The organism is Mesorhizobium sp. M0340, from assembly GCF_040321535.1.
In the GTDB taxonomy this organism is placed as follows: domain Bacteria; phylum Pseudomonadota; class Alphaproteobacteria; order Rhizobiales; family Rhizobiaceae; genus Mesorhizobium.
The window spans coordinates 341,438-354,063 of the sequence record NZ_JAMYRR010000006.1; the positions used below are offsets into that span (position 1 = coordinate 341,438).

The window sequence follows — 12,626 nt, forward strand, 5'->3', positions numbered from 1 at the left end:
CTGACGGGGCCGAGCTGTCGATTTGCCGACATCCTCCTTGTGCACAGCCGGAGCAGAAAAATATGGCGCGTGTCATTTCGGTCGAGGCCGAGCGCTTTCCGATAGCCGGGACCTTTACCATTTCGCGCGGCTCGAAGACCGAAGCGGAGGTGATTTCCTGCGCCATCACCGAAAACGGCCGTACAGGGCGCGGCGAATGCGTTCCTTACAAGCGCTATGGCGAGACCGTTGAGGGTGTGCGTGGCGCGATAGAGGCGATGCGCAGTGAGATCGCGCACGGCATCAGCCGCATCGCCCTGCTCGGTGCCATGCCTGCCGGCGCGGCACGCAACGCCATCGACTGCGCGCTCTGGGACCTGGAAGCGAAGATCAGCGGAACACCGGTGGCGCATACGATACGAACCGTTCCGTTACGACCGCTTGAGACGGCGTACACATTGTCGCTCGCCGAGCCGGAAGCGATGGCGGCGCTGGCCCGCGCCAACGCCCAGCGCCCGCTGCTCAAGGTCAAGATCGGCGGCGACAACGACATCGCCCGCATCCGCGCAGTGACGGCGGCGGCACCCGACAGCCGAATCATTCTTGATGCCAACGAAGGCTGGACGAACGATAACATCGTAGAAAACCTCGCCTTTGCCGCTGCGCAAGGTATCGCCTTGATCGAACAGCCGCTGCCGGCGGGACATGACGGTATTCTTCGCCACATCGCGCATCCGGTGCCGATCTGCGCCGACGAAAGCGTGCACGAGGCGAAGGATATTGGAGCGCTTGTCGGCCTCTACGACGCCATCAACATCAAGCTCGACAAATCCGGCGGCCTGACCGCAGCGCTCGTGCTTCGCGACCGCGCCCGCGAACTGGGTCTTGGCGTTATGGTCGGCTGCATGGTCGGCACATCGCTTGCGATGGCGCCGGCCGTTCTGTTGGCGCAGGATGCCGATTTCGTCGATCTCGACGGTCCGTTGCTGCTAGCCCGCGACCGCGTTCCCGGTCTCGTCTATCGAGGGTCGCTGGTGTCACCGCCCGAGCCGGCGCTGTGGGGCTGAACGCGCCGCAAGCCCGATCAGCGCCAGGCCCGTCAGAGCGATCGGGATCATAGCAAAGAAGCCGCTCGCGCCGAAGCGGTCGTAAAGAGGACCGGAAATCAGCGTCGCCACCGCCATGAAGAAGCCGTTGGAAAAGTAGGCGATGCCTTGCGCCGCCCCGGTGCGTTCTTCCACGACGGTCTCACCGATCATCTTTTGCAGGCCAATTAGCACCAGCGCCACCGAAACCGCGTGCAGCGTCTGGATCGCGAAAAACCCGCCAACGCCAAGCCCAAGCGGCCAGATCAAAGGGAAGGCGATCCAGCGCACGATTGCGCCTGTCCCGGCAATCAGCATGATCGACACGACCGAGAAGGAGGCGAAAGCCCGGGTGAAGACGACGAACATGCATATCTCGGCGACGACGCCCCACCCCCACAGCAGCCCAACAACCGAATCGCTGATGCCGATCGACTTCCAGTAGATCGACACGAAGCCGTAGAGAAACGCGTGGCTGGCGGTGATGACGCCGACCCCGGTCGAAAAATAAAGAAAATACGGGTTGAGGAGTTTTGACGCCGATTGCTGAATGTCGGCAGCCGAAAGCGGCGAGGCGCGGCGCGGGCGGCCGAGGCGCGGCGCAATCAGCCCGGCGGCTAGCGCAGCGCATAACGACACGAAGATGATCACCGGGACAGCCTGAGCACCGCTCGCCGACAAGATGAAACCGCCGGCGAGATTAGCACAGAGATAGGAGATCGAGCCCCATTTGCGCATGCCGGCGTAGTTCGAGCCGAAGCGGCGAACGCCTGAAAGGGCGAGCGAATCGGCAATCGGCGAATGCGGCGTCCAAACGACCGTCAGCGCCAGGGATACGGCAAGTACCATTGCGTAGGTCGGCGGCAGGAGGTAGCCGGCGGACAGGATCAGCGATGCGGCGACCAGCGCAACATAGACATTAGCGCGGTCGCTCGCTTTGTCTGCCAGCGCGGTAAGAAAAGGCGTCGTTGCCACACGCAGGAACATCGGCGCGGCGAGGATCACGGCTATCTGCTCGGCGTGGAACCCCTTGGCCTGCAGCCACAGGGGAAAATACGGCACATGCGTTCCGAGCGGCACGAAGAGCGTGAAGAAGATCAAGCTCATGCGCAGTTCGAAATGGCGTGGCTTGACGAGCTGTTCGGGCGAAAGCGGCGGCAGCGAGGACATTGACAGGCGATCCGTCGGCACGGCATTCAGCCGGGTCGGCCCACCACACCTGCCGCTGCATAACACGGCGAAAAAGTCGATGAAACCGCTGGACTAACCGATTGAAGCGAGGGCGGCCGGGTTTTGGTCAAGCCGCCTGGACTGCCCTGCCCTTGATGTCGATCGGCACGAGCACCTCGCCGCCGACCGGAGTCTCCGGCAGGACATGCGCCCAGTGCAGGATCTCCATCCGGCCGTCAAAATGCTCGACCACCGCCGTGCAGCTCTCCACCCAGTCGCCGGTGTTGATGTACTGCACGTCCTCGTAGCTTTCGATCGCGGCATGGTGGATATGCCCGCAGATCACGCCGTCGACGTGCGAGCGGCGCGCCTCCTCGGTCAGCACGGTCTGGAACGAGCCGATGAAATTCACCGCCTTCTTGACCTTGACCTTGGCCCAGGACGAGAACGACCAGTAAGGCAGGCCGAGCACCTGGCGCAGGCGCGTGATGATGCGGTTGACCAGCATCGCCGCGTCATAGGCGTAGTCGCCGAGATAGGCGAGCCAGCGCGCATTGTGGACGACGGTGTCGAACTGGTCGCCATGAATGACAAGAAGGCGTTTGCCATCGGCGGTCTCGTGGATGGCGCGGTCGGCGACGACAATGCCGCCGAAATGCACGCCCTGGAACTGGCGCGCGAACTCGTCGTGATTGCCGGCGATATAGGTGATGCTGGCGCCCTTGCGCGCCTTGCGCAGCAATTTCTGGACGACGTCATTGTGGCTCTGCGGCCAATGCCAGCTTCGTCTCAAGCGCCAGCCGTCGACGATGTCGCCGACGAGATAGATGATATCGGCATCGTGATGGCGCAGGAAATCGATCAGGAACTCGGCCTTCGCCGCTTTCGATCCGAGATGGACGTCGGAGATGAACATGCTGCGGAAAGTGCGGGGCTCTGCGCCGGACATCATTTGTCACCGTTGCTTTCGCGTGAGGCTATGCCCCGATTCATGCAACAACCGTATGACGGTTGCGATTGGTCCAGCCATCCGGATAGGTTGCCACGGCAATCAGAGGAGAAAATCACCATGGATCTCGGCATTCGCGGCAAGAAGGCCATCGTCTGCGCTTCGAGCAAAGGCTTGGGACGCGGCTGCGCCATGGCACTGGCGGAGGCAGGCTGCGATCTGGTCGTCAATGGCCGCAGCGCCGACGTGCTGGCCAAAACCGCCGCTGAACTGCGGGAGAAATTCGGCGTCAAGGTGACCGAGATCGTCGGCGACATATCCAAACCCGATGTCCAGCAGGCGCTGCTTGCCGCCTGCCCCGATCCCGACATCCTCGTCAACAACAATGGCGGTCCGCCGTTTCGCGATTTCCGCGCGCTCGACCGCGAAAAGATCCTCGAGGGCGTCACCCAGAACATGGTAACCCCTGTCGAACTGGTTCAGGCCGTGATCGACGGCATGGCGGCGCGCGGCTTCGGCCGCATCGTCAACATCACCTCGCTGTCCGTCTATGTGCCTATCCCCGGCCTCGACCTGTCGTCCGGCGCCCGCGCCGGCCTCACCTCGTTCCTCGCCGGCGTCGCGCGGACGGTGATCGACCGCAATGTGACGATCAACAACATGCTGCCGGGAAAACTCGACACCGACCGGCTGCGCGGCCCGCATGAACCCGGCAGTGTCGAGGATCCGGCGGCAGCTGCCGCGCGCAAGGCGCAAGCAGCAGCCAATGTTCCGGCCAAACGGCTCGGCACGCCGGAGGAATTCGGCCAGATCTGCGCCTTCCTGTGCTCGGTCCATGCCGGCTACCTGACCGGGCAGAACGTACCGGTCGACGGCGGCCTCTACGTCAGCGCGTTCTAGTGGTAGAATCCAAACGCTTGGTTACCCTCTGGACGGCGGACGAACGACCCTTTGCGGTTGTTGGGTGCGAGCGCCGCATGATGCGATCTGACCTTCCTGACATTCGCAGAAGGGAGAATTCCTTTGCCAATTCATGCAAGCTAGCGAGCGAATCCGATACTCGCGATCCCAATTCCGCCCACCAGGATCAGGCTCAGGGCCCACACAGTGTCGAGATTGAACCAGCTTTGTGAGATGAACTTGGGTCCGAGCCATCGATAGACGGCAATGGCGATAACACCGCCGCTTACAATCATCGCGGCCGTATGGACCACGGAGACGGTGGTGGCGGTGATCAGATTACCGGCCATGAGCGTGGTAGCCGCCTGGTGTCCAACATCGAGATCGCCTGCCTGGCACAAGCCGAGATAAATCGGCACCAGCATCAGCCCGGCGCCATGCGCGGTGGCGGCCGCGAAAGACCACAAGGCCAATTGCGCCGGCGGGATACGGGCAAGAACACGCGGGTGGCGCCGGTTGATCAGGAGATAGATCCCGGCTGCGATCACAATCAACCCCGCCGCGATGCGAATCTGTCGTTCCCAGACGATGAGCGTCAGCATCGCGCCGAAGGGCAGCAGGATACCGATCATCGCCACAAAGTGGCCTATTGCCAAAAGGCCGAGCGCCCGAAACAATTCGCCGGCACGTCTGTCCAAAAGGCCGGCCGAAACGGCCAACGGCCAGCCCATGCCAGGATTGATGCCGTGATAAATGCCGCTGGCGACGACGGCCAGCCAGAGACCGGCCGTCGTCCACTCGCTCATCGCTTCATTGACCCGGGCAGTCGGTTACACCGACGGATAGCAGAACGAATCCGTCGAGCAATCGCCACCTTCCAGACGAATCTGGTGCGAGCGATACCCCTCGGGGAACTCGACATAAAAGTCCTTGTCCAGGGTGATTCCACCGTTCTCGCCGACATTGGCCTTGACCATGGCTGCCGGAATACCATCGCGATAGAACTGATCGTCCCAAGTCGAATACAGGGAGTTGGTCCAGTAAACGCGTTTGCCGTCGCGGCTGATCTCGACCATTTGCGGTCCGCCCCTGTAGTCGCCGCCGCCGGGATGCTTGGCCTTGCGCGTGATGCCGCCAATATGGATGGACCCTGCAAGCTTAGGCTTCATCGGATCGGTCACATCGTATTGGCGCATCTCGCCGGTGCCCCAGCAGGATACGTAGAGGAATCGGTCATCGAGCGACAGGTCGATGTCGGTTACTAGCGGCGGCACCGCCTCGAAGCCCTGAAGCAACGGCGGCAGGTCATCCTTGGCGGCTGCCTCGGGCGGGATGGTCGCCGTCTTTTCGCAATGGAATTTGCCGCCCTCGCGCCACCAGGTCCAGATCGATCCCTCGAGGTTTGTCGTGTCGACGACCACTCCAAGGAAACCGTATTCCTTGACCGGGTCATGGGCGGGGCGGACTTCCAGCGCCATCTGGTGGTTGGCGCCCAGATCGATGGTCTGCACGTTCCTGCGTTCGCGCAAATTCCAGAAATGCACCCGGTGTCCGTATTTGTTCGACAGGAGGTCTTCAGGCACGATGCCCTGCTCGAACTGGGGCGGAAGGGCCCACTCGCTCGACACCATGTAGTCGCGTGGCAGGTTCCACCAGAAATCATACTGCTTGTCCTGCGGCCCGCGATCGATCTCGTAGCGCCCGATGACGTCGAACGTCTGGCAATCCATGACAAAGATGCCGGGAGGTCCGTCGGTGCCGTCAGGGCCACCGCCCCCAAGCGTCGAGACATAAATACCTTCCGGACCGCAGTGAATCGTATGAGGCCTGGAATAGCCCGTCTTGGCAAACACTTCTTCTGGCTCGATGACCTTGTGGATCTTGGCCTTGGTCGGTCCGCCCTTGGTGTCGATGACGTAAATGCGCGAAGATCGAATACCGGGAATGATCAGAAAGCGGCGCTCGAGAAACGGGTGACCATTCAGCGGCGAAAGGGCCGAAGAGCACGCGTTCCAGCCGAAATGGTGAAACTCGTCGCCCTTGTTCGGCATTATCACGCTATGGACGACCTTGCCGTAGTCCTTCGACTTCGGGTTTACGTCAACTATGGCTAGTCCATCTGGCTGAGAGAAGTCGGGACTCAACATCAAAGTGTAGGCAAAATTTTCGACTGGCGCCTGCATTGCGAGCTTGGCAGTCGCGTGGAAAGTCGGGTCTGGCCGTACAGTCATTGTCGTCCTCCCTTGGCAGGTTAAGCAGTCCGACCGACAATCAGGGGCACGATCTGTGATGCGTTTGGATGTCCGCCGAAAACGTCGGGGCGCTTTGTTGTTCGCACGCTATTTCGTGCGACTTTTCGAAGAATCTCACGGATTTTGGAGAACTGCAATGTCGACTTGTTTCGCCGCAAGGCCTCTGTGAGCGACGAGCGCCACCAGACATTCGAACTGGGCGGCGTACCTCGCCGCAGCACCCCGCCTATCGCCCCAACATCTCAATGGCAGACCGCACAGGAGGGCGGGGGTGCAAGCCGCAAGCTCGCCCTTGCGACATATCACCTCTCGAAAAGCCTCGGCTGCATGCTAAGAGACTCAAAACACCAAACGGACTGAACTGAGGAGGCGGCCGTCATGACAGGCGAAAGCAAGAAGGCGGCCCGATCCGACCTCGACGAAGCGGCGCTCTATTTCCATAAGCACCCCCGTCCCGGAAAGCTTGAAATCCAGGCGACGAAGCCGCTGGGCAATCAGCGCGACCTGGCGCTTGCCTATTCGCCGGGCGTCGCCGCCCCCTGCCTTGAAATCCGCGACGACCCGGCAACCGCCGCCGACTATACAGCCCGCGCCAATCTGGTCGGAGTTGTCACCAACGGTTCGGCGGTGCTGGGCCTCGGGAATATCGGTCCGCTCGCCTCCAAGCCGGTGATGGAAGGCAAGGCGGTGCTGTTCAAGAAGTTCGCCGGCATCGATGTCTTCGACATCGAGATCGACGCACCGGGCATCGAGCGCATGGTCGAAACGATCTCGGCGCTGGAACCAACCTTCGGCGGCATCAACCTGGAAGACATCAAGGCGCCCGAATGCTTCGAAGTCGAGGAGCAGTTGAAAGCCCGCATGGGCATACCAGTCTTCCATGACGACCAGCACGGCACCGCCATCATCGTCGCCGCCGCCGTGCTCAACGGGCTGGAATTCGCCGGCAAGTCCATCTCGGACATCAAGATCGTCACGTCGGGCGCTGGTGCTGCGGCGCTTGCCTGCCTCAACCTGCTGGTCTCGCTCGGCGCGCGGGTCGAAAACATCTGGGTCACGGACCGGTTCGGCGTCGCCCATAAGGGCCGCGTCGAGGAGATGGACCGCTGGAAAGACCCTTATGTGAAGGACACCGAGGCGCGTACACTGGCCGACGTTCTGCCCGGCGCCGACGTGTTTCTCGGCCTGTCTGCCGCCGGCGTGCTGAAGCCGGAATTGCTCCACCACATGGCGCCAAAGCCGCTGATCCTGGCGCTGGCCAATCCCAATCCCGAAATCATGCCGGAAGCAGCACGGGCGGCGCGGCCCGACGCGATGATCTGCACCGGCCGCTCCGATTTCCCCAATCAAGTCAATAACGTACTCTGTTTTCCTTACATCTTCCGTGGCGCGCTGGATTGCGGCGCAAGCGCCATCAACGAAGAGATGAAGATGGCTGCTGTGCGAGCGATTGCAGCGCTCGCCCGCGAAGAGCCGTCCGACGTTGCCGCGCGTGCCTATTCCGGCGAGACGCCGATCTTTGGTCCGGAGTTCCTGATCCCCTCGCCTTTCGATCCGCGGCTGATCCTGCGCATTGCCCCTGCTGTCGCCAAGGCAGCTTGCGAGACCGGCGTCGCGACCCGGCCGATCACCGATTTCGCCGCTTATATCGACAAGCTGAACCGCTTCGTCTTCCGCTCCGGCCTGGTCATGAAGCCGGTGTTCTCGATGGCCAAGACGTCGAGCGCCAAACGGGTCATCTATGCCGACGGCGAGGACGAGCGCGTGCTTCGCGCCGCCCAGGTCGTGCTCGAGGAAGGCATTGCCGAACCGATCCTGATCGGCCGCCCGCATGTCATCGAGGTGCGGCTGAAGCGCTACGGGCTGCGCATCAAGCCGGGCGTCGATTTCGGCTTGATCAACCCGGAAGACGATCCGCGTTACCGCTACTATGTCGACCTTTTGATCGAGCTTGCCGGCCGGCGTGGGGTGACGACGGAAGCCGCGCGCACCATGGTGCGCACCGACAATACGGTGATCGCGGCCCTTGCCCTGAAGCGCGGCGACGCCGACGCCATGGTCTGCGGGCTCGAAGGCCGTTTCGAACGCCATTTACGCAACGTGACGCTGATCATCGGGCCGCGCCCCGGCATTAGGGATCGCGACCTGTCGACGCTGTCCATGCTGATCTCGCAGCGCGGGATCATTTTCCTCACCGACACCCATGTCTCCGTCGATCCGACCGCCGAAGAAATTGCGGAAATGACCGTTTTGGCGGCCGAGGAAATTCAGCGTTTCGGCATCGAGCCCAAAGCAGCGCTGCTGTCGCATTCTGATTTCGGCTCCCGCGATTCGCCAAGCGCCATGAAGATGCGGCAGGCGGCGGCGATCCTGGCGCGCATCGCGCCCGACCTGCAATGCGACGGCGAGATGCATGCCGACTCGGCACTATCGGAGCAGCTGCGCCAACGCGTCTATCCGCATTCGCGGCTGAAGGGCGAAGCCAATCTGCTGGTGTTTCCCAATCTCGATTCGGCGAACATCACGCTGACCGCGCTGCGCACGATGATGGACGCGCTGCATGTCGGCCCGATCCTGCTCGGCACCGACAGCCCGGCGCACATATTGACACCGTCGGTCACCTCGCGCGGCGTCGTCAACATGACGGCACTGGCAGTGGTCGAAGCCGCGCATAAGTCGCAAGCCATCGTCGATCTGGGCTAGCGGTGGGCCTTCTCAGACTGGCTTGAACCGGAAATGCCCTGTCTGCCTGAAGGCAAACAAAGTGTCCTCTTCTCTGGCGCCGCCGCCGATGTTGTGAATAACCAGCCTTCTTGTCGGCACCACAGTGGAGTGATTGGACGACACGATGGCAATATGCGACAGATTGCCGGGCAGCATCTGGGCGACGAGATCCCCAGGCCGATAATCGGCGGGGTCTTGGGTGACGGGCAAGGCGGCACCGCGCCGCTCGAAATAGACCGCAAGATTGGGCACACGGCGGTGGTCGATGTTGCGGTCGGGCGCCTTCAAGCCCCAAGCCTTCGGATAGGCGGCAAAATTGACCCGCATATCCTCATGCACCAATTCTTGCAGGTCGAGATCGAAGGCGCGGCGATAGGCACGGATCACGACATCCGTGCACACACCCCGCTCGGGCTCAACGTCCCCGCCCGGATAGGCCAGGCGCGTATAGGTCGGATCGTAGAGCGTAGTGACGCCGATCTGCTCACGAGCGGCTTCGACCAATCTGGTGCCCCAATCCGGCGTGACGAGCTTTTCCTGCGCCATGGCGACCGGCATCGCCAGGCATAAAAGACCAAATTGCACCGCGGCTCGACGGGGAATCGAGGTCATCCCAAGCCTCCGGGCGTTACTGAATCCAGGCATTCTTCTCGGCGAATACGCCTTTTTCGTGCAACGCCAGGATGTCGCGTTTCTGCCGTGGGGCGTGGTCGACATGACAGCACTCGTCGTGATCGCGCACAGGCGCAAGCCATCGCCGATTTGGGCCGAAGCCGGAATCGGCGGTATGCTAAACGAACGGTTAACCGCAAGCGCGGTAGTTCTGAATGACAGGCAGGTGGAGGTCCGGAGGGATGACGGGCGCACGTTGCAAGCTGACGCGGGCGGCCGCACTGCTCGGCGTCCTGCTACTGTGCGGCATTGCCGCCACTCAGGCGCGGGCCGCTTCACGCTTCTGCCGCCAGCTTGAAGCCGATCTTGCCGCCGCTTCTCGTGGTGGCGGCGGCAAGCCGGGCCTGCTCAGGAAATATGACGACGCGATCGTCCGGCAGCGCCAGCAGATTTCAAAAGCCGTCAGCCAGTCCAGCAGCGCCGGCTGCGGCTTTTCGCTGTCTCGCCGCAACGCCAACGCATGCGCGGCACTCGACGCCACCATCGATCGCATGGCTGCCAATCTCGACGCCTTGCAGGCCGAGCGCAGTGAGCTTGCCGGCGGTGGTTCGCGACGCGATCGTGCGCGCATATTGGCCTCGCTTGACGCCAATGACTGCCGCGATGATGCGGCGTCGAAGCCCACACCTGTCCGCGAAGCCAGCCATGAAAACGGCAACCGAAGCCTGCTCGACCAGCTTTTGGGCAGTGAACCTGGCGCGCCCGACCAGCCCGAAGAGCTCGACCAGGCTGAAGAGCTAAGTCAGCCGCGCAACATCCGCAGCATCCTCAACAACGCCGACGAGTTGGGTCAGCCGCGAGGCGAATTCCGCACCATGTGCGTGCGGACCTGCGACGGCTATTTCTTCCCGATGTCGAATGCTGCCTCGCTGGGCGATTTCGAGCGCGACCAGAAGAATTGCGAATCGAGCTGCCCCGGCACCGAGATGCAGGTTTTCTACACGCGCGGCATGAACGACGATTCGGCGTCTATGACGTCTTCAGTGACCGGCAGGCCTTATATCGAACTGTCGACGGCCTACCTCTACAAGCAATCCGAGACGCCCCGGCCGCCGACCTGCGGCTGCAATGCCGTGCAGAATTTTCAGATCATCGCCGGCAACCCGCCAACCCCGGCACAATCCGAGGCGAGCGTGGAGACCACCCCGCTCATTCCGCTGCCGGTTGCCAGGCCTGATCCGGGCGCCGACCCGGAGACCTTGGCCAATTCGCAAGGCGGCCTCGACCGTGAGGCGGCCAGACGGCTTGCCGCCAAACCTGTGCCCTCGCCGACGTCGCTGCCGCCGCCGGAGCAGCGCAAGGTCAGGGTCGTCGGGCCAACGTTCCTTCCCGACCCAGCAGCGGCAACAGATCTGCAAGCTCCGGACCGGAAGACTGTCCCGTAAGCGCCAGCCTGAGCGGCATGAACAGGGCCTTGCCCTTGCGGCCGCTCGCCGCTCGGATCTTGCCCGTCCAGTCCTTCCAGACAGTGCCGTTCCAAGGCTCTTCCGGCAGCAGCTCGAATGCCTGGCGAAGAAAGTCGCGGTCCTCGTCGGAAAACTCCGCCGGCTCCTCTGGACCGTCTCGAAGCGTACGCCACCAGATCGCCGCATCGGCCAGCCTGTCGAGATTGCCGCGCACCGCCAGCCAGAAAGGCTCGGCCTGTTCGCCGGAGATGCCGAGCACGATCAGCCGGTCGCGCGCCTCTGAAAACGGCATGTGGTGCAGCAGCGTGCGGTTGAGCACGAAGAGCTCGTCCGGGTCGAATTTGGCGGCGGATTTCGATGTTGCAGCCGGATCGAAGCGCTCGGCTAGCTCGGCCATCGCTGGTACCGCTACGACGTTTTCCGAGGTACCGACGAGCACCGCCAGCGAAGCCACCGCCATCGGCTCGATGCCGCTCTCACGCAGGCTCTGGATGGACAGCGCGCCGGTGCGCTTCGAAAGTCCCTCGCCTGATGCCGTTGTCAGGAGATTGTGGTGGCCGAACAGCGGCGGCTCCGCGCCAAGTGCTCGGAACAGGGCTATCTGAACGCCGGTATTGGTGACGTGGTCGTCGCCGCGAATGACATGGCTGACGCCCATGTCGATGTCGTCGACAACCGAAGGCAATGTATAGAGGTAGGTGCCGTCCTCACGCCGCAGAACCGGGTCTGAAAGCGAGGCGAGGTCGACGGTCTCTTCGCCGCGCACCAGGTCGTTCCAATGGATTTCGGTGCGCTCCGGCTGCAGCGGATCACTGGTGAAGTTGGGCAGCAGAAAGCGCCAGTGCGGCCGCCGCCCATCGGCCTCATATTCCGCCACCTGCTCAGCTGTCAGCGTCAACGCCTCACGGCCATAGACTGGCGGCAGGCCACGCGTGCGGCGCACCTTGCGCCTCAGGTCGAGCTCTTCTGGCGTCTCATAGCAAGCATAGACGAGGCGCGCCTCCTTCAGCTTCTCCAGTGTGGCATCGTAGATTTCCACGCGCCGCGACTGGTACTCCGTGGCGTCGGGGAAGATGCCCAGCCAATGCAGGTCATACAGGATAGCGTCGGAAAACTCCTGCGTCGAACGGGCAACGTCGGTGTCGTCGAAGCGCTGGATGAAGCGGCCTTTGTTCTTGATGGCGAACAGCCAATTGAACAAAGCGGTGCGCGCATTGCCGATATGGATGCGGCCGGTCGGTGACGGGGCGAAACGGACGGTAACTGTCATGAGCGGGGCGTACCGGATGGTTTTGCTGTTGACAAGACGCGCCCCCGCGCTCGGCGGCAGACATAGAACATGACAAAGGCGAAGAAAAGACTGCAGCGCCCCCCCTCAATAAAAACCTGCGGCGCCCTAACCCTCAGATAACCAAGCCATTGGTCACTTTAAACGCCTGGGGTTTCAACAGCCCGCGGTTGATGCCCCCAATCAGCCGGGTCAGCAGGT

Annotated in this window: 10 protein-coding genes; 4 read left to right on the plus strand and 6 right to left on the minus strand. The window is 62.4% G+C overall.

Annotated features, from left to right (window positions below; translation table 11 throughout):
• Positions 1 to 62: 62 nt before the first annotated feature.
• On the plus strand, positions 63 to 1,046 hold the full coding sequence (dgcA, locus tag NKI79_RS12340; protein ID WP_352801802.1) for an N-acetyl-D-Glu racemase DgcA: 984 nt from the start codon (positions 63 to 65) through the stop codon (positions 1,044 to 1,046).
• On the opposite strand, the gene NKI79_RS12345 is transcribed toward dgcA, so the two are convergent.
• Entirely contained in the window at positions 1,017 to 2,234 is a 1,218-nt protein-coding gene (locus NKI79_RS12345) for an MFS transporter (RefSeq protein ID WP_352478998.1), read from the minus strand. The two genes, dgcA and NKI79_RS12345, sit on opposite strands and share 30 nt — an antisense overlap.
• A gap of 127 nt (positions 2,235 to 2,361) precedes the next feature.
• Positions 2,362 to 3,183 (minus strand): UDP-2,3-diacylglucosamine diphosphatase, encoded by an 822-nt coding sequence (locus NKI79_RS12350; RefSeq protein WP_352507849.1) that lies wholly within the window; start codon positions 3,181 to 3,183, stop codon positions 2,362 to 2,364.
• 120 nt (positions 3,184 to 3,303) lie between these two features.
• On the opposite strand from NKI79_RS12350, the gene NKI79_RS12355 reads away from it, so the two are divergent.
• Positions 3,304 to 4,083 carry an SDR family oxidoreductase gene (locus NKI79_RS12355; RefSeq protein WP_352736616.1) on the plus strand — a complete coding sequence of 260 codons (780 nt, stop codon included), beginning with the start codon at positions 3,304 to 3,306 and terminating at the stop codon, positions 4,081 to 4,083.
• Between the two features lie 140 nt (positions 4,084 to 4,223).
• Here NKI79_RS12355 and NKI79_RS12360 read toward each other — a convergent pair whose 3' ends face one another.
• Positions 4,224 to 4,889 carry a hypothetical protein gene (locus NKI79_RS12360; RefSeq protein WP_254820173.1) on the minus strand — a complete coding sequence of 222 codons (666 nt, stop codon included), beginning with the start codon at positions 4,887 to 4,889 and terminating at the stop codon, positions 4,224 to 4,226.
• 24 nt (positions 4,890 to 4,913) lie between these two features.
• Complete coding sequence (locus NKI79_RS12365) at positions 4,914 to 6,314, minus strand: selenium-binding protein SBP56-related protein (RefSeq protein WP_352688254.1); 1,401 nt, start codon at positions 6,312 to 6,314, stop codon at positions 4,914 to 4,916.
• 399 nt (positions 6,315 to 6,713) lie between these two features.
• On the opposite strand from NKI79_RS12365, the gene NKI79_RS12370 reads away from it, so the two are divergent.
• Positions 6,714 to 9,038: an NADP-dependent malic enzyme gene (locus NKI79_RS12370; protein ID WP_352801806.1), complete on the plus strand. Its 2,325-nt coding sequence runs from the start codon at positions 6,714 to 6,716 to the stop codon at positions 9,036 to 9,038.
• Between the two features lie 12 nt (positions 9,039 to 9,050).
• Here the strand turns inward: NKI79_RS12370 and NKI79_RS12375 are convergent, their stop codons facing one another.
• Entirely contained in the window at positions 9,051 to 9,671 is a 621-nt protein-coding gene (locus NKI79_RS12375; RefSeq protein WP_352801808.1) for a DUF1287 domain-containing protein, read from the minus strand.
• A gap of 242 nt (positions 9,672 to 9,913) precedes the next feature.
• Here NKI79_RS12375 and NKI79_RS12380 point away from each other — a divergent pair, with 242 nt between their 5' ends.
• Complete coding sequence (locus NKI79_RS12380; protein ID WP_352801810.1) at positions 9,914 to 11,116, plus strand: DUF2865 domain-containing protein; 1,203 nt, start codon at positions 9,914 to 9,916, stop codon at positions 11,114 to 11,116.
• On the opposite strand, the gene gltX is transcribed toward NKI79_RS12380, so the two are convergent.
• The gene (gene gltX / locus NKI79_RS12385) at positions 11,034 to 12,407 is read right to left on the minus strand and encodes a glutamate--tRNA ligase (protein ID WP_352801812.1); all 1,374 of its coding nucleotides are present in this window, start codon (positions 12,405 to 12,407) and stop codon (positions 11,034 to 11,036) included. The genes NKI79_RS12380 and gltX overlap by 83 nt on opposite strands.
• Positions 12,408 to 12,626 lie beyond the last annotated feature (219 nt).

What these genes read in the sequence shown, in the direction of transcription:
- dgcA (WP_352801802.1), top strand. Translation starts at nt 63, where the DNA reads ATGGCGCGTGTCATTTCGGTCGAGGCCGAGCGCTTTCCGATAGCCGGG.
- NKI79_RS12345 (WP_352478998.1), bottom strand. Translation starts at nt 2,234, where the DNA reads ATGTCCTCGCTGCCGCCGCTTTCGCCCGAACAGCTCGTCAAGCCACGC.
- NKI79_RS12350 (WP_352507849.1), bottom strand. Translation starts at nt 3,183, where the DNA reads ATGTCCGGCGCAGAGCCCCGCACTTTCCGCAGCATGTTCATCTCCGAC.
- NKI79_RS12355 (WP_352736616.1), top strand. Translation starts at nt 3,304, where the DNA reads ATGGATCTCGGCATTCGCGGCAAGAAGGCCATCGTCTGCGCTTCGAGC.
- NKI79_RS12360 (WP_254820173.1), bottom strand. Translation starts at nt 4,889, where the DNA reads ATGAGCGAGTGGACGACGGCCGGTCTCTGGCTGGCCGTCGTCGCCAGC.
- NKI79_RS12365 (WP_352688254.1), bottom strand. Translation starts at nt 6,314, where the DNA reads ATGACTGTACGGCCAGACCCGACTTTCCACGCGACTGCCAAGCTCGCA.
- NKI79_RS12370 (WP_352801806.1), top strand. Translation starts at nt 6,714, where the DNA reads ATGACAGGCGAAAGCAAGAAGGCGGCCCGATCCGACCTCGACGAAGCG.
- NKI79_RS12375 (WP_352801808.1), bottom strand. Translation starts at nt 9,671, where the DNA reads ATGACCTCGATTCCCCGTCGAGCCGCGGTGCAATTTGGTCTTTTATGC.
- NKI79_RS12380 (WP_352801810.1), top strand. Translation starts at nt 9,914, where the DNA reads ATGACGGGCGCACGTTGCAAGCTGACGCGGGCGGCCGCACTGCTCGGC.
- gltX (WP_352801812.1), bottom strand. Translation starts at nt 12,407, where the DNA reads ATGACAGTTACCGTCCGTTTCGCCCCGTCACCGACCGGCCGCATCCAT.